General features: G+C 33.3%; 18 protein-coding genes. 9 read left to right on the top strand and 9 right to left on the bottom strand.

Features of this window, described 5'->3' with window-relative positions; all coding sequences use genetic code 11:
* Positions 1–2: 2 nt before the first annotated feature.
* The 4 genes from tig to ACXGSQ_RS00960 form a co-directional block, all read right to left on the bottom strand.
* Positions 3–1,325 (bottom strand): trigger factor, encoded by a 1,323-nt coding sequence (gene tig, locus ACXGSQ_RS00975; protein WP_458627792.1) that lies wholly within the window; start codon positions 1,323–1,325, stop codon positions 3–5.
* Positions 1,326–1,405: 80 nt separating this feature from the next.
* Positions 1,406–1,753 carry a phage holin family protein gene (locus ACXGSQ_RS00970; RefSeq protein ID WP_458627791.1) on the bottom strand — a complete coding sequence of 116 codons (348 nt, stop codon included), beginning with the start codon at positions 1,751–1,753 and terminating at the stop codon, positions 1,406–1,408.
* Positions 1,754–1,778: 25 nt separating this feature from the next.
* Positions 1,779–2,543, bottom strand: a complete 765-nt coding sequence (locus tag ACXGSQ_RS00965; RefSeq protein ID WP_458627790.1) for an alpha/beta fold hydrolase — start codon at positions 2,541–2,543, stop codon at positions 1,779–1,781.
* 33 nt (positions 2,544–2,576) lie between these two features.
* Positions 2,577–3,290 carry a pyridoxine 5'-phosphate synthase gene (locus ACXGSQ_RS00960; RefSeq protein ID WP_458627789.1) on the bottom strand — a complete coding sequence of 238 codons (714 nt, stop codon included), beginning with the start codon at positions 3,288–3,290 and terminating at the stop codon, positions 2,577–2,579.
* Positions 3,291–3,380: 90 nt separating this feature from the next.
* Here ACXGSQ_RS00960 and ACXGSQ_RS00955 point away from each other — a divergent pair, with 90 nt between their 5' ends.
* From ACXGSQ_RS00955 to ACXGSQ_RS00915, 9 genes are all read left to right on the top strand, one after another.
* Positions 3,381–4,037, top strand: coding sequence for a CBS domain-containing protein (locus tag ACXGSQ_RS00955; protein WP_458627788.1), 657 nt, complete (start codon positions 3,381–3,383; stop codon positions 4,035–4,037).
* Positions 4,038–4,128: 91 nt separating this feature from the next.
* A complete protein-coding gene (locus tag ACXGSQ_RS00950) occupies positions 4,129–5,007 on the top strand; it encodes an NAD kinase (RefSeq protein WP_458627787.1) in 879 nt (292 codons plus the stop codon).
* Between the two features lie 110 nt (positions 5,008–5,117).
* Positions 5,118–5,807, top strand: coding sequence for a type IX secretion system protein PorG (porG, locus tag ACXGSQ_RS00945; RefSeq protein WP_458627786.1), 690 nt, complete (start codon positions 5,118–5,120; stop codon positions 5,805–5,807).
* Positions 5,808–6,548 (top strand): isoprenyl transferase, encoded by a 741-nt coding sequence (locus ACXGSQ_RS00940; RefSeq protein WP_458627785.1) that lies wholly within the window; start codon positions 5,808–5,810, stop codon positions 6,546–6,548.
* Positions 6,549–6,585: 37 nt separating this feature from the next.
* Positions 6,586–9,144: an outer membrane protein assembly factor BamA gene (bamA, locus tag ACXGSQ_RS00935; protein WP_458627784.1), complete on the top strand. Its 2,559-nt coding sequence runs from the start codon at positions 6,586–6,588 to the stop codon at positions 9,142–9,144.
* A 155-nt stretch (positions 9,145–9,299) separates the two neighbouring features.
* Positions 9,300–10,409 carry an OmpH/Skp family outer membrane protein gene (locus ACXGSQ_RS00930; RefSeq protein WP_458627783.1) on the top strand — a complete coding sequence of 370 codons (1,110 nt, stop codon included), beginning with the start codon at positions 9,300–9,302 and terminating at the stop codon, positions 10,407–10,409.
* A 32-nt stretch (positions 10,410–10,441) separates the two neighbouring features.
* Positions 10,442–10,942 (top strand): OmpH/Skp family outer membrane protein, encoded by a 501-nt coding sequence (locus tag ACXGSQ_RS00925; protein WP_458627782.1) that lies wholly within the window; start codon positions 10,442–10,444, stop codon positions 10,940–10,942.
* 64 nt (positions 10,943–11,006) lie between these two features.
* Positions 11,007–11,786: a glutamate racemase gene (gene murI, locus ACXGSQ_RS00920; protein ID WP_458627781.1), complete on the top strand. Its 780-nt coding sequence runs from the start codon at positions 11,007–11,009 to the stop codon at positions 11,784–11,786.
* A 124-nt stretch (positions 11,787–11,910) separates the two neighbouring features.
* Positions 11,911–12,258, top strand: coding sequence for a GTPase (locus ACXGSQ_RS00915; protein ID WP_458627780.1), 348 nt, complete (start codon positions 11,911–11,913; stop codon positions 12,256–12,258).
* 21 nt (positions 12,259–12,279) lie between these two features.
* Here ACXGSQ_RS00915 and ACXGSQ_RS00910 read toward each other — a convergent pair whose 3' ends face one another.
* The 5 genes from ACXGSQ_RS00910 to ACXGSQ_RS00890 all read right to left on the bottom strand — a co-directional run bounded on the left by ACXGSQ_RS00910 (position 12,280) and on the right by ACXGSQ_RS00890 (position 17,693).
* A complete protein-coding gene (locus tag ACXGSQ_RS00910) occupies positions 12,280–12,795 on the bottom strand; it encodes a gamma carbonic anhydrase family protein (RefSeq protein WP_458627779.1) in 516 nt (171 codons plus the stop codon).
* Between the two features lie 137 nt (positions 12,796–12,932).
* Positions 12,933–13,127, bottom strand: coding sequence for a 30S ribosomal protein S21 (gene rpsU / locus ACXGSQ_RS00905; RefSeq protein ID WP_092471038.1), 195 nt, complete (start codon positions 13,125–13,127; stop codon positions 12,933–12,935).
* A gap of 102 nt (positions 13,128–13,229) precedes the next feature.
* Positions 13,230–14,093 carry a sigma-70 family RNA polymerase sigma factor gene (locus tag ACXGSQ_RS00900; RefSeq protein ID WP_178987414.1) on the bottom strand — a complete coding sequence of 288 codons (864 nt, stop codon included), beginning with the start codon at positions 14,091–14,093 and terminating at the stop codon, positions 13,230–13,232.
* A 115-nt stretch (positions 14,094–14,208) separates the two neighbouring features.
* On the bottom strand, positions 14,209–16,878 hold the full coding sequence (locus ACXGSQ_RS00895) for an AsmA family protein (RefSeq protein WP_458627778.1): 2,670 nt from the start codon (positions 16,876–16,878) through the stop codon (positions 14,209–14,211).
* Positions 16,879–16,988: 110 nt separating this feature from the next.
* Positions 16,989–17,693: a queuosine precursor transporter gene (locus tag ACXGSQ_RS00890; protein WP_458627777.1), complete on the bottom strand. Its 705-nt coding sequence runs from the start codon at positions 17,691–17,693 to the stop codon at positions 16,989–16,991.
* Between the last annotated feature and the right edge of the window lie 9 nt (positions 17,694–17,702).

Genomic DNA, 17,702 nt, shown 5'->3' with positions numbered 1-17,702 from the left:
AATTAGCTATAGAATTCTTTTACAAAATCATCGTAAGTGATGTCTTTGGTCTTAATATTAGCTTCAGTCTTATATAGGTTTAATAGCTTCTGACTCATTAATTGTTCAGACATACGCTTAACTTCATCTTGGTTTCCTAAGATGCGAGCTGCAATGTCTTCTAATTCTTTATCAGAAGGATTCAATTGACCAAATTGTGCCATCTGACCTTTAATCATGTCCATAGCATAAGACTTTAATTCTTCAAACTGAACTTGTAGCTTGTGCTCTGTGATTAATTTACCTTCAATAAGTTGGTAGCGCATGCTTTTTTCAGATTTCTCATATTCTTCTTTAGCTTGCTCTTCAGTCATTTCCTCTTCACCTGCAGTTTGCATCCATTTTTGTAAGAAGGCTTTTGGTAAATCAAATTTGGTGTTTTCAACTAGGTTTTCAGTAACGTCGTTTAATAACTTTTGGTCTCCTTGCTGAGAAAATTGCTTTTCTGAATCTTCCTTGATTTTATCTTTCAATTCTGTTACAGAGGTTACAATCCCTTTTCCAAATAACTTATCAAATAAGTCTTGATCTAAATCGGCTAATTCACGTTCGTTAATTTCAGTGATTGTAAAATTCACTTCAATATCTAAACCATGAGCATCATCATGAGATACTTTTAAAAACGTCATTAAATCATGATCGTCGCTAAATAAACCTTTAGTTTTTAAAGTAATTACATCACCAACTTTAGCTCCGATAAATTTCTTAGGATTTGTTTTTCCTTTTAATTTATCTAAAGTAATCATTGTTGTATTGTCGATTTCTTTTTCCTCGTTAACAAAAGTTCCTGTAATTTCAGAGGCTTCTGTTACTTCGGTTTGAGAAACAATTTTACCGTATTGTTTTTGGATGTGCTCAATCTGATCGTTGATCATTTTGTCATCAGCCACAATATTATAATGAGTGATTGCTTTTTTGCTTTTTAAATTTACATCGAATTCTGGTGCTAAACCTAATTCAAACTCAAAGGTAAAGGCTTCAGCATCCCAATCTAAATTGTCTTGTGCTTTTGGTAATGGGTTACCTAAAACGTCTAATTTTTCTTCAACCAAATACTTACCAAGAGCGTCTTGTAGTAATTTGTTTACTTCATCTACCAATACGGCCTTACCATATTGCTTCTTCACCATGCCCATTGGAACATGGCCTTTTCTAAAACCAGGAATATTAGCAGATTTACGATAATCTACTAAGATTTTCTCTACTTTATCGCTATAATCTTCTTTAGCGATATCCACTTTTACAACTGCATTTAATGCATCGATGTTTTCTCTTGTAATGTTCATTTTTATTGAAACTAAAATTGGGCTGCAAAAATACAATATTTTTTGCAACCCAACAACAGTTTTAAAGGTTTGACTTTAAGCTACTTTTTATCGTCTTTTAAGAACGATTGTAATAAGGATTGTAAAATAGATAAAAGAACACTAAAAAGTAAGGCTGTCCAGAAACTACTAACCGCAAAACCATCAATTAATTTATCGGCCAATACTATGATTAAGGCATTGATGACTAAAAGGAAAAGACCTAATGTGAGAATAGTTGCTGGTAAGGTTAATATCACCAATATTGGTTTTACTAATAGATTAAGTACAGACAGTACAATGGCAACTATAAGCGCGCCAACATAACCATCTACAGTGACTCCATTGAGAATATTTGCCAAAACAAAAACGGCTAAGGCATTGAGTAAAAGTCTAATTAATAAATTCATAGTTCTAGTATTTAATTAAGAATAACTAAGATACAAAATTCATTACAGCCTTATAAAATTCTTTTGGGTTTTCGGCATGTAACCAATGTCCAGAATTTGAAATGGTTATGATTTTGGAGTTTGGGAAATGACGATGAATAATACTTTCATCCGTTTCTCCTATATATTCTGAACGGTCTCCACGTAAAAACAAAGTGTCCTTATTAAATGTTGCATGAATTGGAAGTGCTTCTCCAACTTCGGAAACATTGTTTTTTAATGCTTCTAAATTTATGCGCAATCCAAGTTGCCCTTTCTCTACCCAATATAAGTTTTTGAGTAAAAACATACGTGTTCCAGTGTCGTGTACATAATGACTTAATGCGTCATCTGCTTCACCACGCGTTTTTATTTTAGAAAAATCTAAACTATTTAGTCCTTCTAAAATAGCATCATGATGTACAGGGTAGTAGCGCGGTGAGATATCAGCTACAATGAGTTTACGTACCAATTCAGGGTATTTTGAAGCAAAAAGCATGGCGGTTTTTCCTCCCATGGAATGCCCTAGTAAAACAATGTCTTTTAAATTGTAATTGTCACAATAGACCTTTAAATCCTCGGCCAATAATTCGTAATCAAAATCATCAGAATGAAAACTACGACCATGATTACGTTGATCTACAAGATGGACTTCGAAGTTTGCTTCTGAGAAATGTTTAGCGAGTGTCTTCCAGTTGTCTCCCATTCCTAAAAATCCATGAAGAATAATAAACGGTTTTCCTTCTCCTATTATATTAGAGTGTAATATCATGTTGTATTTTGCTTTACGATGTTTTGAGATTAATTATTTTAACTTATCGAGATACATCCCAATAACGTTCTCAACCCCCATATATAAACTTTCGGCAATCAGGGCGTGTCCTATAGATACTTCTAACAAGCCTGTAATATTTTCTTTGAAAAACGCAATATTGTCTAAAGATAAATCGTGACCTGCATTAATCCCAAGTTGTAGTGTATTAGCAAGTCCTGCACATTCCATATAAGGTTCTATAGCGTCTCTATTTCCTAAATTGTATTGGTGCGCAAATGTTTCTGTGTATAATTCTATGCGGTCTGTTCCTGTTACTTTAGCACCTTCAATTTGATGTAAATTTGGATCTACAAATATGGATGTTCTAATGCCGTTAGATTTAAACTCTTTAATGATTTCCGTTAAAAAGTCCTTATGCTTAAGGGTGTCCCAACCAGCATTAGAGGTAATTGCATCAATAGCGTCGGGTACCAAAGTAACTTGAGTTGGTTTAATTTTTAAAACCATATCGACAAACTTAGGAATAGGATTTCCTTCAATATTATATTCGGTGTAAACTTCTGATTTCAGGTCGTAGGCATCTTGATAACGAATGTGTCTTTCATCTGGTCGAGGATGGATAGTTATACCTTCAGCCCCAAAACGTTGAGCGTCTTTTGCAAACTGTACAACATTTGGAGTATCTCCGCCGCGACTATTTCTTAAGGTTGCAATTTTGTTTATATTAACACTTAACTTTGTCATTTTAATAGATTTTGAATCGCAAAAATACAAAGTAGGAGACGCATTTTATGGTTATTTTTGATTAATTTGCAACATATTTAATACTGTTAAATGGAGCTTCAAGATTATATAATAAATGATATAAAACCACTAAGTGTAGCTGATAAAGTAGGTGATTTGAAATTACTCTTTAATCAGTTAACGTATTCACACATTCCTATTGAAAAAGAGGGTGTTTATATGGGGTGTATTTCTGAAACGGATGCGCATTGTTTTGATGGAGCTAAAACCATTAGTGATTGTAACTATGCTATTGAAGGATTTTATGTGCGAGCGACAACTATATGGTTGGATGTTTTGGAGGCGTTTGCTCAAAACGATTCTAATATAATGCCAGTTTTAGACCAAAACAACAAATATCTTGGATATTACGAATTAAATGATATTATCCATTTATTTAACGAAACGCCGTTTTTTTCAGAGCCAGGTGGTATTTTAATTGTTGAAAAAGGAATTAATGACTACTCGTTTAGTGAAATCAGTCAAATTGTAGAATCAAATGATTTGAAATTGTTAGGAGCGTTTGTTTCTAAAATGGAAGGTGATTTGGTGAGGATTACGATAAAAATAAGCAATACGAGTCTTAACGAAGTTATTCAATCGTTTAGGCGCTATAGTTATAATATTATTTCGGGTCATGAGGATGACTCTTATATCGAAACATTAAAGGAGCGTTCGAAATACCTCGATAAATATTTAAACATGTAATGTTGAAACGAGCATGTTCAAAATTTCATCGCTTAAACAAGTTTTTAATAGCGAACAGCATGTGGCCATTGAAACTAATTAAGGAAAACACATGAAAGTAGCAATTTACGGTCAGAATTATATAAAAAAGGACAGTCAAAAAGCAGTTGAAAAACTGTTAGATGTATTATTAAAAAAACAGGCACAAGTTTTTATTGAAAGCGAATTTTTAGATGCTCAAAATGTAGATGTAAAGCAGAATGCTGACATTAAAACGTTTACGGCTTTAGATACAAGTTTTGATTTGTTAATTAGTGTCGGTGGAGATGGTACTATTTTAAGGGCTATTACCTATGTTGGAGATTTAGGGATACCAGTTGTTGGTATTAATACAGGGCGTTTAGGTTTCTTAGCAACCATACAGATTGATGATATTCATACTGCATTAACAGAAATATTTAATGGAGATTATAAAATTTCTGAGCGTTCATTATTAAGTGTTTCAACAAATCCTAAGCATCAAGATATAGTAAATACACATTTTGCACTTAATGAAATCGCTATAAGTAGAAAAAATACCACCTCTATGATTACCATTGAAACCCATCTAAATGATGAGTTTTTAACATCGTATTGGGCAGATGGCCTTATTTTATCAACGCCAACAGGGTCAACCGGATATTCTTTAAGTTGTGGTGGACCTGTTATTGCGCCAGATGCTAAGAATTTTGCATTGACTCCAATAGCGCCACATAATTTAAGTGCACGTCCTCTGATTCTTCCAGATAGTACAACGGTCACACTTAGAGTTAACGGTAGAGAAGATCAATTTTTGATGTCTTTAGATTCTAGAATTGTAACACTTTCTAATACCACTACAGTAACGGTTAAAAAAGCAAACTTTGTAATAAAAATGGTAGAATTATTAGATGAAACGTTTTTGGCGACGCTTCGAAAAAAATTACTTTGGGGAGAAGATCGTCGTAACTAAAGTGAGATGATACAATAATTGCTTTCAAATTCTGTTTATCTGTAAGACTATTTGTGTCAAATTATTGCGCACAAAACAGAATTGTTATATTTGCAAACTTTGAAAACTTTATGAGGTATTTTTTTCTAATTTTAATATGCACTTTTATCACCAAAAACGTTGAGGCACAAATTTATGAGGTTGGCGTAGTTGTGGGTGGAAGTAATTTTATTGGAGATGTTGGTGCTACGGATTACATTTCTCCAAATGAACTCGCATTAGGTGTTATAGCAAAATGGAACAGAAGTCCACGTCATTCTTATAGAGCGTCAGTTATTTTCTCTGATTTAAAAGGAGTCGATCGTGAATCTGATGACCCACGACGTAAAGAGCGTGATTATAAATTTAATACTAGTATTGTTGAGATTTCATTAGGTATGGAATTTACTTTTTTGGATTTTGATCTACACACGCTTGGTCCTAAAGGTACTCCTTATTTGTATTCTGGACTTACGCTTACAAATCACGATAATTATTATTTTGCAACTAATGGCGAGTATACATCAGAAAACACGTCTAGTTGGGCTGTAGGTATTCCAATGGTATTAGGCTATAAAACAAAAATATCAAATCAGTTTATTTTAGCTGCAGAAATTGGAGCACGTTATACGTTTTCGGATGAATTGGATGGCAGCGTGCCAGATTCTGAAAGTAGAGAACAATTTGAGTTTGGAAATACGAATAACACAGATTGGTATATGTTTACAGGAATTACATTAACTTACACCTTTGGTAGAAGACCTTGCTATTGCAAATATTAAATGAGTTTAAAAGAACAAATAAATAAAGCCAAACTGCCCGAACATCTAGCTATTATTATGGATGGTAATGGTCGTTGGGCAAAACAACAAGGTTTATTGCGTGTTGTTGGTCATGAGAATGGAACAAAATCGGTTAGACAAACCGTTGAAGCTTGTGCAGAATTAGGGATCAAAAACTTAACGCTTTATGCCTTTTCTACTGAAAATTGGAATAGACCTAAATTAGAGGTGCAAACTTTAATGAAACTTTTGGTGAAGTCTTTAAAGAAAGAAATGAAAACATTTCAAGACAATAATATTAGGTTATGTGCAATCGGAAATCTTAAGGATCTGCCTAAAAAAGCGTATCAAGAATTATTAGGTGTAATTGAAAAAACTAAAAATAATACAAATATGACATTGACCTTGGCGCTTAGCTATGGTTCTCGTGAAGAAATTGTTAATGTTATTAAAGAATTGTCAGTTAAAGTTAAAAATAATATAATTTCTGCGGAAAGTATTGACGAATCAATTATTAATAAGCATCTTTACACGCAAAATTTACCAGACGTTGACCTTCTTATTCGCACAAGTGGTGAGCAACGTATCAGTAATTTTTTACTATGGCAAATTGCCTACGCAGAACTATATTTTACAGATGTTTTATGGCCAGATTTTACGAAAGAAAATCTATATGAGGCACTCATAAACTATCAAAACAGAGAACGAAGATTTGGAAAAACAAGCGAACAACTTACCTAATACAGCAACATTGAAGTCATATATTAAGATTTTTTGTATGGCATTTCTCTTTACAATGTCATTTAATGCTTATGCTCAAGTAGAGAGCGGAGAAACCTATTTGATAAAGGAAATTAAGGTTACCGGAAACACTAATTTTAGTCCACAAACTATTATTGCCTATTCTAAACTTAGAAAGGATGAAGAAATTCAGGTTGGTGGTGAAAAAATAGCCAATGCGGTTAAAACATTATGGAAATCTAATTTGTTTAGTAGTATTGATATTTATGTGACAAACATAGATGGTAATACTGCAGACTTAGAGATTAATCTTAGTGATTTACCCGAACTTAAAGACCTTACAATAGAAGGAGTAAAGAAAGGTAAAAAAGACGAGATTGTTGAAGAAAACAAATTAAAACCGGGTCAGAAAGTAACTGAAAACCTTATTGCAACAACGAGAAATTACTTAACTAACAAGTACAGAAAGAAAGGATTCTTAAATACAAATGTAAGAATTAGTACCTCTGAAGTTATTGATTCAGTAGAGAAAGAACGTGTTGATATGCATATCGCTATCGATAAAGGTCAGAAGGTTAAAATCAAGACGATAAACTTTGAAGGCAACGAAAAAATTGCTGATAAAAAGCTTCGTAAAGCAATGAAAAGTACCAAGCAAAAGAACTTTATTAGAATCCTAAAACGTTCTAAATATATTGAAGACGATTTTAGAACTGATTTAGTTAGTGTTGTTGATTACTATAAAGAAAATGGGTATCGTGATGCAAGAATAATATCAGATTCTATTACGTATTTAGACGATAAGACCATAAACTTAAATATAAAAGTTGAAGAAGGAGAGAAATACACCTTTGGTAAAATTTCTTTTGTGGGTAACACCATCTATTCAGATCAACAATTATCGAATCTTCTTGGTCTAAAAGAAGGGGATACTTATAATGGAGTAGAATTAAGAGAGCGCATTGCGGATGATACAAATCCAGACGCTAATGATATTACGAATGCCTACCAAAACTTTGGTTATATGTTCTCTACAATCAATCCTGTAGAAGTTAGTGCCGAAGGTAATGTTATTGATATGGAAATCCGTATCTCGGAAGGAAAGCCTGCTTACTTTAATAATGTCACAGTGGTTGGTAATGATGTTACTAATGATCATGTTATATATAGAGAGCTTAGAACGCGTCCGGGTGAACTATACAGAAAGGCGGATATTATTAGAACCATAAGAGAGCTTGGACAATTAGGGTATTTTGATGCACAACAAATTGTTCCAGATATTAAAAACCCCAATCCTGTTGATGGAACTTTAGATGTAGAATATTCTTTAGTAGAGCAAGGTTCTAGCCAAATTCAACTGCAAGGTGGTTATGGTGGAGGAGGTTTTATTGGTACTTTAGGGTTATCCTTTAATAACTTTTCTATAAAAGATATTTTTAAGAAGGATGCCTATAAACCAGTCCCTAGAGGTGATGGTCAAAGTTTAGCGTTGAGACTTCAGGCAAGTCAATATTTTCAAACGTATAGTTTTTCATTTAGTGAGCCTTGGCTTGGTGGTAAAAAACCATTTCAATTGTCGTCTTCACTTTCATATTCAAGACAATTTTTATACGACTCGTCAACAGGGAGTCCTGATAAAGATAAAAGTTTTAATATTACAGGTTTAACCTTTGGTGTGTCTACTAGATTGGCAGAGCCAGATGATTATTTCTTATTATCACAAGCGATAAGTTATCAGCATTATGATCTTCAAAATTATAGTACAGGGTTGTTTACCTTCGGTGATGGTACTTCTAATAACTTATCTTACACAATAGGTTTAAGTAGAAGTGACCTTTATACAGATCCCATTTTCCCAACAGGAGGATCTAGTTTCTCTGTTTCGGCGAAATTTTCATTCCCTTATTCATTGGTAAATGGAGTGGATTATGGAGCTTTAAAAGACGATAGAGAGGATCAAAGTACAACGATTAGTAATTACCTATCTAATCCTAGTCCGAGCCTACAGGAAACTGCAGCTTATAATGATGCGCAATCAAGAATTGCAGAAATTGATCAGGAACGGTTTAAATGGTTAGAATTTTATAAAATTAAATTCAAAGCAGATTGGTACCAATCATTGACTAAAAAATTGGTTCTACGTCCTAGTATGGAATTTGGTTTTCTTGGAGCGTATAACAATGATCGTGGTGTGATTCCTTTTGAGCGTTTCTTCGTAGGTGGTGATGGTCTTGCTAATTACTCTTTAGATGGAAGAGAGGTTGTTCAATTACGAGGCTATCCTAATCAATCCTTATCGTCTGAAGATGGAGGTTCCATTTATAGTAAATTCTCTTTAGAACTACGTTATCCTATTACTTTAGGAGCGCAAGCTAAAATATATGCACTTTCATTTTTAGAGGCAGGTACATCTGTAAATGACTTTAAGGATTACGATCCATTCAAGTTAAAAAGATCGGCTGGATTTGGACTAAGAATTTTTATGCCAGCCTTTGGTTTACTTGGTATAGATTTTGGTCATGCGTTTGATAATTTACCTGACGGATCATCACCTAAGAAATGGGAGACACACTTCATAATTGGTCAACAATTTTAAGTTTGGCACGATATTTTCTAATAGCTTAATAAGGATTTCATCATATTGTTAAAATTTTTAAGAATATATTTCGTTAAATTTGAAGATTAGTAACACTAAAATGATAACACATTGAGTTTTACATTTAAAATGTCTCAAAACTAAAAACATAAACGATGAAATTTAAAGTTCTTTTTTTAATAACAATAATTGGTCTTTTAAGCTTTAGTGCACAAGCACAACGTGGCGTAAGAATTGGTTATATTGATACCGAGTACATTCTACAAAATGTCCCAGAGTATCAAGAAGCTTCATCACAGTTAGATAAAAAGGTACAACAGTGGAAGACTGAAATTGAAACGAAACTAAATGCCATCGCACAAAAAAAGAAAGAGCTCGATAATGAAAGCGTTCTTTTAACGAAGGAATTATATGATGAACGTTTTGAGGATATCACTTTTGAAGAAGCTGAGGTTTTAGATTATCAGCAAAAGCGTTTTGGACCTGAAGGCGATTTAATGATTCAAAAACGTCAGTTAATTGAACCTATACAAGATCAGATTTTCGCAGCGGTACAAGAAATAGCTGAAACCAAAAGTTACGATTTTGTTTTTGATAAATCTGCAGACGTTGTGATGTTATATTCAGCAGAACGTTACGATATGAGTGAACAGGTTTTGAGAACAATTACAAGAACCTCTAAACGCTCACAAGCTAAAAGTAAAAAAGAACGAAAAGAATTAGAAGACGAAGCTGTTGTACCTGTTGTAGATTCTGGTAAAGATGCGCGTCAGAAGGCATTAGAAGAACGTAAAGCGAGTCGTGAAAAAGAGTTAGCCGCTAAACGTGCAGAACGTGAAAAGGCAGCTGAAGATAGACGATTAGCACAACAAGCATTACGAGATGCTAAGAAAAAAGAAGCTGAAGATCGTCGTCAAAAAGTAGATGATGAAAAAAATAAAAGATCTGAATCTACGGAAGAAGCGAAAACTGTTGTAAAAGACAGTGTAACAAAAGCAGCACCGGTAGTTAAAACAGATAGTACTAAGGCGCAAAACACAGTACAAAAAGATAGTATAAATTCTAAGCCAGCTTTAACAGCAGCAGAAATCGCAGCAGCTGAACGTGCTCAAAAATTGAAAGACAGAGAGGCCCGTCAAAAAGAGCTGGAGGCAAGAAAACAAAAAATAATAGAACAACGTAAGAAAGCACGTGAAGAGCGTGAAAGACAAGTTAGGAAGAATGATTCTTTAGCGAAAGCAAAGAAAAACAATGACAACAATTAATAATTTATAACACGTAATACACTTAAAAACAAATGAAACATTTTAAAACTTTATTATTTGCAGCAGTACTTTTTATCGGAGCTACAAGTTTTACATCTGCCCAAAGCAAGATTGCTCATATTAATAAGCAAGAATTAATTAAAGCGATGCCAGCTTACACTCAAGCTCAAAGTGAGATTGAGAAAATAAGTAAAACTTATGAAGCTACAATTCAAACCTCTATAAAGGAATTAGACGTTAAACTTAAGCAGTATAATGCTGAAGCTGAAACACAGTCTGAACAAACCAATATGGACCGTATGAAAGAAGTTGAAGGTATTAAACAAAGTTTAGCTGAGTACCAACAACAAGCTCAAAAAGATTTACAAGAAAAAGAATTTAACCTTTTAAAGCCTATTGTTGAAAAAGCTGATAATGCAATTAAAGCAGTGGCTAAAGCTCAAGGATTTCAGTATGTTGTTGATTCAGCAATGCTAATTGTAGCAGATGGAAAAGACCTTATGGCTGATGTTAAGAAGGAATTGGGAATGTAAGCCTAATTAAAAATAATTATTTAGAAAGTCGCTTATTGTTAAGCGACTTTTTATTTTTGTACTAATGCGAAATCAACCTATAGGCATATTTGATTCTGGTATTGGAGGTACGTCTATCTTCAAGGAAATTCATGCGCTTTTACCAAACGAAAACTGTATCTATTTAGCAGATAGCAAAAATGCACCTTATGGTAATCGGTCTGAAAAAGAAATTGTTGAACTCAGTATTAAGAATACTGAATTTCTAATTGATAAAGGCTGTAAAATCATTGTTGTAGCTTGTAATACAGCAACGACAAATGCTATAGAATACTTAAGAGCAAATTACGACATTCCATTTATTGGGATTGAACCGGCATTAAAGCCTGCTGCTTTAAATACCGTAACTAAAGCTATCGGTATTTTGGCTACGAAAGGAACCTTAAGTAGTCAACTGTTTCATAAAGCGACGGATTTGTATTCTAAGGATATCAAAATTGTAGAGCAAGTAGGAGAGGGGATTGTTCCATTAATTGAAAGTGGACAATTAGAGTCTAAAGAAATGCAGACATATTTAAAAACGTATTTAAAGCCTATGCTAAAGCAGAATATTGATTTCTTAGTTCTAGGTTGCACGCATTATCCATACCTCATTCCTATGCTTACTAAAATGCTTCCAGACCATGTTAGAATTATTGATTCCGGAAGAGCTGTTGCAAAACAGACCCAATTGGTGTTATCGGAGCTTAGTTTAATAAATGATTCAATAGATAAGCCAAGGATTCAATTATTTTCTAATGGGGACATTGGGGTTTTAAATTCAATTTTAGATGGTAATTTTGATGTGTCGTATTTAGACTTCTAGTAAGGTTTTGTTTAGGAGACCTACTAATGCATTATATAAAATGCGAAAAGTTTAAGTGTTGACTTTCTGCTGACTTATAAATTTCAACGCGTATTTAAGCATCCTAAACTATAATACTACACACATGAAATTACTCTTTATCTATAACGCAAATTCAGGAAAATTAAACGCTTTGTTTGAAGCCGGACACAAATTAATAAGTCCATCCACTTATAAGTGCTCGCTCTGTGCATTAACACATAATGTCTTTACCGAAAATAGCATTTGGAAGACTTTTAGGACGCAAAGTAATATTGCTATGGAATTTTACCACAAGGATGAATTTGAAACTAAATTCCCTAATGTAAATATGATTTATCCAACCATTTTAAAGTTAGAAGATCACCAACTGTCAACAGTTCTCAGTTCAGAAGTTTTAAAAGAACTTCCTACTATTGAGGCGTTAATTGAACGATTAAAGCTTCAACTTTAATATTGTAACCGAGTAAGTTAATTAGTCCTTATACCAACTAGAATACTCTACATAGTTGTTTGCAATCCTATCTATTTCACCAGAGATTAATTCTTGGCTAATATCCTTAACTTTTTTGGCTGGTACACCGGCATAAATACTTCCAGATTCTACAATTGTATTTTTAGTAACTACAGCTCCAGCGGCAATGATGCTATTACTTTCTATAATACAATCGTCCATAATAATACTTCCCATACCAATAAGGACATTGTCTTTTATAGTACAACCATGAACAAGAGCATTGTGTCCAATAGAGACATTATTGCCAATTGTTGTAGGTGATTTTAGATAGGTAGCGTGGATTACAGCTCCATCTTGAATATTGACCTTATTTCCCATTTTTATATAATGTACATCGCCTCTAATTACAGCATTAAACCACACGCTGCATTGTTTTCCTATAGTGACATCTCCTACGATAGTTGCATTTTCTGCGACATAGCAGTCTTCTGGTATTTGAGGCTGTTTTCCTCTAACGGCTTTAATTATGGGCATAAATTATAGTTTTAAAAGTCTTTAACTGTTTTGAGTCTTAAAGATAAAACGAAAATTCAAAGTAATATGAAAATATGGTATAAAAAAGAGCAGCACAAGTGCTACTCTTTAAGTAATTCTGTTATATAAATATACGTCTATATATCTTCAGCGTCTCTTAAACCTTGAATGTATTCAGCTTTCTGAATTTCTCTTCGTCTCTTAACAGAAGGTTTTGCAAAATAACGCTTCTCTCTCAAGTTTTGCATAATCTGCACATTTCGGTGCTTACGCTTGTAACGTTTAAGTGCACGTTCTATATTCTCTCCTTCTTTGATTTCGATTTTAATCATTATATCGATATATTTTTGTTAACTAATTCTTGCAAATGGTCGGCAAATATATGCTAACTATTTGAAAATAAAAAATTAATTGAAAGTTTTAGAAATTTATTTTTAACCTAGGTATGTTTTTAAGATTTTACTCTTACTTGCATGCCTTAATCTTCTGATACCTTTCTCTCTAATTTGTCTTACACGCTCACGCGTTAAATCGTAAATACTACCAATTTCTTCAAGCGTCATTGGTGGTTGATCACCAATACCAAAGTTTAAACGAATCACATCACTTTCTTTTTGTGTAAGCGTTTCTAGTGCACGTTCAACTTCTGTATTTAATGACTCTTTCATTAATGCTTTGTCAGGTCTTGGTGATTCACCAGAACTTACAACATCATATAAACTAAAAGTCTCTCCGTCTTTTAATGGAGCATCCATTGAGAGATGACGACCAGAGTTTTTCATAGATTGTTTTACTTCACGAACACTAATATCCAATTCGCGAGCGATCTCATCTGCATTTGGTGGTCTTTGATTAATTTGCTCTAAATGAGAAAATGCTTTATTAATTTTATTAATTGTACCAATTTTATTTAATGGAAGTCTAACAATACGCGATTGTTCAGCTAAAGCTTGTAAAATCGCTTGCCTAATCCACCATACAGCATAGGAAATAAATTTAAAACCTCTAGTCTCATCAAAACGTTTTGCAGCTTTTACTAAACCGGCATTACCTTCATTAATTAAATCTGGTAATTTTAATCCTTGGTTTTGGTATTGCTTTGCTACCGAAACAACAAACCTAAGGTTGGCCGTTGTTAGTTTATCTAACGCAGCCTGATCACCTTTTCGAATTAGCTGTGCTAACTCCACTTCTTCATCTGCAGTAATCAACGGAATTTTGCTTATATCCTGTAAATATTTATCTAACGATTTATCTTCTCTGTTAGTAACCTGCTTGGTGATTTTTAATTGCCTCATGTATCCTTTTGAAATTTAGTGAACCTTCAATGTAATCTAAATATTAAGAAAAGCAAATAAAACCGTAATTATTAACATAAATTGGGAAAAAAGGATTAATATATCGGTTGAAGTGTTAGTTTTTAGTGGAATCGTTCTCCTTTTTACTCTCCGTTGTTTTCTTTCCACCCAATAGATCACCTAAGATATTGCCAACACCTTCTTTTACTTTGTCTTCAGTCGTTGATTTAGTGCTGTTCTCTTTCGTAGCAGTAGAATCGGTCTTTGTTGCATTGGAGTTGTTATTTAAAAGTCCACCTACTAAATCGCCGATTTTATCTTTTCCTTTTCCAATTAGTTTCTGTTTTTCAATTTCAATAAGCTGATTGGTTAAGTTGGTGACACCAGACGTTAAATCGGTTTTAACATTAGGACTGGCAAACGTACCTCCAATACTTGCAGTTACAGGAACGGTTAGTTTATTAACTTCATTATCATTAATCTTTCCTATTAAACGATTGACATCGCTGCCTAAATATTTAGCTGGTACTTGTAAAACAGCACTGTAATTCATTGTATTTGAAAAGCTATGAGAACCAGATACTACAATAGGGATGTCTTTATAATTAATAGTGAATGGTTTTACAGAAACCTGTCCGTTTTCAAAACTTAAATTCGTTTTAATGTCTTTTAAATCTAGTTTGTTAAAATCAATAAAATCTAATTTGCTATCTAAGCTTGTTAGTAAAGGACTGTTGCTTGTATCTACTTTATCTGTTAAAATTTCAGCCAAAGCATTACCAGACATTGTTGTTAAATCTGGAGAGAAGCTTTCGTCTAAAAATCCGTTGACATCAATTGTAGAGTTTAATTTTCCTTGTAATACATTGGCGATAGGAGCTAAGGCCTTTAGCATGTCTAAATCTTTAAACGATTGCGAAATATCGAAATTTTGCATCGCTAATTTCATGTCAAATGTAGGTTTAGCAGCTTTAGTAGAAACATTACCAGAAATGCCCAATTGACCATTGAAAATATCTGTGGTCATGTTTTTAAGGTTCGCATTTTGATCTTTAATTATCAGCTGTCCTTTTACATTCTTCAGGTTTAGATTGTCATAAATAACCGTTTTTGCATTGGCTGTAATGGTACAGTCTAAAAAAGCAGGGATTTTAAGCGATTCTGTTGCGGGTGTGTTTTCACTTGTTTCAGTTGAAGTTTCTGTTGTTGTCGTATCTTCAGACATAAAATCTGAAAGGGCAAACGTATTAGAATTCAAATTAAAATTACCTTCTAAGTTTTTATCGCTTAACATAAAACCTAGTAAATTACTAATGGTTCCTGTAGCCGTGAAATCACTTTTGCCTGTTTGGGCATCAAAACTATTTAAACTTACTATTCCTGGTTTGAAGCTTAGGTCTGCTTTGTTGATTTGAATAGGATTTAAAATGTCATCAGAAGAAAATACAAAATTAGACAAAGACACGCTTCCAACATTTTTAATACGTTGGTAGGCGTTGGTTTCAATAGCATCCATATCAAAAGTAGTGCTAACGTTTGCTTTTAAAATCCCACTCAGCTCATTTTCTAATTCAATAGGATAAGCCTTAGTGATGTTGGCTAAATTTAAAACACCATCTAATTTAGCCGCAACTAACATATTTTTAGTGAGGTTTTTAATAGAAGCTTCAGATTTAAAAATATCTTCATCAATTTGAAAATTCAGTTTGTTAATGTTAACAAACGTATCGTCTACATTACCGGTTGTGTTTTTTATAGAAGCGTCAATTGCAATATTTCTAACACTTTTTGGAAGATCTGGAAATTTGAATGAGGCATTACTAGAATTTAGATTGATATCTAACGTCGGAATTGTTTCTTCTGAAACCAATCCTTTTATAATACCATTAACCGTAAAGTTACCAGTGGTGCTTACATTTTCAATATCCTTAGCGTAAGCCTTTGGGATAATCGCTAAAAAGTCTTTGAAGGATGCTTCAGGGTTTTTAAACGTAATGTCAATTTGTTGTCCGGCTTCAACTAACTGTACAAAACCATCAAATTCTAAGGGTAAAGCATTGATGTAGGCTTTGTTTTCTTTGAAGGTATATTTTTGTTGGTCTAAATCCAGGTCTATAAGCGCGTCTAATTTAATGCTGTTGTTACTTAAGTATGCTGTGCTATCCATAGCAAAGGTAACATGAGCTTCCGTGTTAGTGTCTAATTCCGACTTGCCACCAGAGAAAATCCCTTTTCCTTTATGATTAATTTCAGTGAGGTAAAATTTCATATTAGATGTGTCATCAATATAAGTGAAGGCACTATTGTTAAGTTCGTAGTTGTCAATATCAAAACTAAAACCACTTGAGGTTTCTGTTTCTTCAGGTGCAGATGCCGTTTCGCTTTCTTTTACAATATCATAATTTACAGCACCTGTTTTGTTGGTTTTTATAACCAAAAGGAGTTCGTTTGCTATTATTTCATTGACCTCCAGAGGTTCTTCTGTTCCTTTAAATAATTGAGTAATTCCCATTTCAAAGGATAATGATTTTGCCGTGGCTAAAGTTTCGCCTTTAAATGGTGCGCGATTAAGAATTTTTAAGTTCTTGACACTTACTTCGGCTTTAGGGAAACTACTAATAAGACTTAAGCTGATATCATCAAAAGTAAGATCAGCATCTAAATTATTGTCTGCGTAATTCTGAACAATAGCATCGATTTTAGATTCTAAAACAAAAGGTATTGCAATAAGAATCGCAATAAAAAGTAGTAAAATGATTCCGACAATTTTGAGGACTTTCTTCATAATTAGTATTTGTGGGGTTTAAAATAGCTTCTTTATTATATACGCAAAATTCCGCATAAAAGTTGCTAATGTCAGTAAGTTTAAGAAGATTTTAATGTTTTGTTTAACCGTTATAATAAATTTATTTCCTCATTTACGTTTAGCTTAAATCGCTTTCTAAATAAATAGACACCAAAGTATAAAAATGGGGTGTCTAAAATAGCCACTAAAACTTTAAATAGAAAGCCACTAATGAGCAGGCCTTTAAAATTAGCCCAATCGATAATTCCGAAAGAACAAAGCAAAAATACAATGGTAAATGTATCTATGAATTGAGAAAACCAGGTTGAGAAATTATTCCGGAGCCAAAGGTGTTTACCTTTAGTGATGCGTTTCCAAAAATGATAAATTTGAATGTCAACAAACTGCGCGAATAAATATGTAAGCATACTTGCAAAAACGGCAAGCGATGTGTTTCCGAATACTTTATTGAACATGGAATCATTAACATGAGACCAAGACGTTGCAGGAACATTTGAAGCTACGGAAATAATTAAAAGCGAAAATAATGAGGCGAAAATACCAATAACGACTATATCATTGGCGCGTTTTTTACCATAAATTTCACTGATTAAGTCCGTAATGAGAAACGTAATGGGATAGGGTAAAATACCAACTGAAATCTCAAATAAGTTGAATCCGAAAATTTCAATATCGATAGGATACCAATAAAAAAATTTCTGAAAAATTAAATTTGAAACAACAAGAGACGTTATAAAGAGTCCACCAAGTAAGAGATAAATGCGTTGTGCTAAAAGCTTGTCTTTTAATGACATTGAAAATGG

It is taken from the genome of Winogradskyella sp. PC D3.3 (assembly GCF_054366245.1).
This window is presented reverse-complemented; position numbering and strand designations above follow the sequence as displayed.

What these genes read in the sequence shown, in the direction of transcription:
- ACXGSQ_RS00890 (WP_458627777.1), bottom strand. Translation starts at nt 17,693, where the DNA reads ATGTCATTAAAAGACAAGCTTTTAGCACAACGCATTTATCTCTTACTT.
- ACXGSQ_RS00930 (WP_458627783.1), top strand. Translation starts at nt 9,300, where the DNA reads ATGAAATTTAAAGTTCTTTTTTTAATAACAATAATTGGTCTTTTAAGC.
- ACXGSQ_RS00965 (WP_458627790.1), bottom strand. Translation starts at nt 2,543, where the DNA reads ATGATATTACACTCTAATATAATAGGAGAAGGAAAACCGTTTATTATT.
- ACXGSQ_RS00895 (WP_458627778.1), bottom strand. Translation starts at nt 16,878, where the DNA reads ATGAAGAAAGTCCTCAAAATTGTCGGAATCATTTTACTACTTTTTATT.
- ACXGSQ_RS00900 (WP_178987414.1), bottom strand. Translation starts at nt 14,093, where the DNA reads ATGAGGCAATTAAAAATCACCAAGCAGGTTACTAACAGAGAAGATAAA.
- ACXGSQ_RS00955 (WP_458627788.1), top strand. Translation starts at nt 3,381, where the DNA reads ATGGAGCTTCAAGATTATATAATAAATGATATAAAACCACTAAGTGTA.
- rpsU (WP_092471038.1), bottom strand. Translation starts at nt 13,127, where the DNA reads ATGATTAAAATCGAAATCAAAGAAGGAGAGAATATAGAACGTGCACTT.
- ACXGSQ_RS00970 (WP_458627791.1), bottom strand. Translation starts at nt 1,753, where the DNA reads ATGAATTTATTAATTAGACTTTTACTCAATGCCTTAGCCGTTTTTGTT.
- murI (WP_458627781.1), top strand. Translation starts at nt 11,007, where the DNA reads ATGCGAAATCAACCTATAGGCATATTTGATTCTGGTATTGGAGGTACG.
- ACXGSQ_RS00950 (WP_458627787.1), top strand. Translation starts at nt 4,129, where the DNA reads ATGAAAGTAGCAATTTACGGTCAGAATTATATAAAAAAGGACAGTCAA.
- ACXGSQ_RS00925 (WP_458627782.1), top strand. Translation starts at nt 10,442, where the DNA reads ATGAAACATTTTAAAACTTTATTATTTGCAGCAGTACTTTTTATCGGA.
- ACXGSQ_RS00940 (WP_458627785.1), top strand. Translation starts at nt 5,808, where the DNA reads ATGAGTTTAAAAGAACAAATAAATAAAGCCAAACTGCCCGAACATCTA.
- bamA (WP_458627784.1), top strand. Translation starts at nt 6,586, where the DNA reads ATGGCATTTCTCTTTACAATGTCATTTAATGCTTATGCTCAAGTAGAG.
- ACXGSQ_RS00910 (WP_458627779.1), bottom strand. Translation starts at nt 12,795, where the DNA reads ATGCCCATAATTAAAGCCGTTAGAGGAAAACAGCCTCAAATACCAGAA.
- ACXGSQ_RS00960 (WP_458627789.1), bottom strand. Translation starts at nt 3,290, where the DNA reads ATGACAAAGTTAAGTGTTAATATAAACAAAATTGCAACCTTAAGAAAT.
- porG (WP_458627786.1), top strand. Translation starts at nt 5,118, where the DNA reads ATGAGGTATTTTTTTCTAATTTTAATATGCACTTTTATCACCAAAAAC.
- ACXGSQ_RS00915 (WP_458627780.1), top strand. Translation starts at nt 11,911, where the DNA reads ATGAAATTACTCTTTATCTATAACGCAAATTCAGGAAAATTAAACGCT.
- tig (WP_458627792.1), bottom strand. Translation starts at nt 1,325, where the DNA reads ATGAACATTACAAGAGAAAACATCGATGCATTAAATGCAGTTGTAAAA.